Origin of the sequence: Nocardia abscessus NBRC 100374 (assembly GCF_000308455.1) — a bacterium.
Classification (GTDB): domain Bacteria; phylum Actinomycetota; class Actinomycetes; order Mycobacteriales; family Mycobacteriaceae; genus Nocardia; species Nocardia abscessus.
The window spans coordinates 1-1,168 of record NZ_BAFP01000225.1 but is presented as its reverse complement, the minus strand read 5'-3'; the positions used below and the strand labels follow the sequence as shown (position 1 = coordinate 1,168).

General features: G+C 65.4%; 2 protein-coding genes. Both read left to right on the top strand.

Annotated elements, in window-relative coordinates:
• Positions 1–184 precede the first annotated feature (184 nt).
• Positions 185–472, top strand: a complete 288-nt coding sequence (locus ON19_RS30855; protein ID WP_043700793.1) for an IS3 family transposase — start codon at positions 185–187, stop codon at positions 470–472.
• 60 nt (positions 473–532) lie between these two features.
• Positions 533–1,168: IS3 family transposase (locus tag ON19_RS30850; RefSeq protein ID WP_043700790.1), on the top strand; the 636-nt coding region annotated here is incomplete at its 3' end.

The following is a 1,168-nucleotide window of genomic DNA, read 5'->3' as shown; positions in this document are numbered from 1 at the left end:
GAGCAGACTCGCCGAGAATCCCTTCTTCTCACCGGGATCACGCCCTGACGCCCACCCCACATAGCGGCGAGCACCAGATCGTGATCATAGCGCGGAGCAGGTCGGGGGTGCGGACTTCTGAGGTTGCCCCGGTCTTCCGGACACCAATGGTGAGGCGAGATACTCGCCTCCGAAAGGAGTCTGGATGCCACCTGCACACCCGCCGGAGTTCCGTCAGCGCGCGATCGAGTTGGCCCGCGGTAACGACAAGTCGATCGGTCAGGTTGCGAAGGGCTTGGGAATCTCGGAGTCGTGTCTACGGAACTGGCTGCGACGAGCCGACATAGATGAAGGCGCACGCGACGGTGTGACCAGCTCCGAGCGCAAGGAGCTCGCCGAGTTGCGGCGAAGGACTCGGCAACTCGAACTGGAGAACGAGGTGCTGCGTAAGGCGGCGGCCTACTTCGCGCGGGAGAACGTCCTCCCAAAATAGTGTTCCCGGTGGTCGCGCAACTGGCCGAAGCCGGCATCCCGGTCATGGTGTCACGGGCGTGTGCTGCGGGTGTCGACCTGCGGGTATTACGAATGGAAACACCGTGGTGAGTCCGCGCGGGCCCGCGCTGATCGTGAACTGACCACCACGATCACCGACATCCACACCGCGTCACGCGGTACCTACGGTGCTCCGCGGGTGCATGCCGAACTGCGGCTCGGTCAGCGGATTCGAGTGGGTCGCGAACGTGTGGCCCGGCTGATGCGCAGCGCTGGGCTGGCCGGAATTTTCCGCCGTCGCCGAGGCTGCACCACGCGAGATCCGCAGGCCAGTCCGCACCCGGACCTGGTCAACCGCCGCTTTCGCGCCGATGGCCCGGACCGGCTGTGGTGCATGGACGTGACTCAGCACCGCACCAGCGAGGGCTGGGTGTACTGCGCGGTCGTGCTGGATGCGTTCTCCCGACGCATCGTCGGCTGGTCGATCGCAGATCATTTGCGTGCCGAGCTGGTTTGCGACGCCCTGGACATGGCCCGCTGGCGGCGCAGACCGCCGGACGGGCAGACCATAGCCCATAGCGATCACGGCGCTCAGTACACCAGCTGGGCGTTCGGGCAGCGCATCCGCGGCGCCGGGCTACTCGGGTCGATGGGATCGATCGGGGACTGTTTCGACAACAGTATGGTTGAAAGCCAA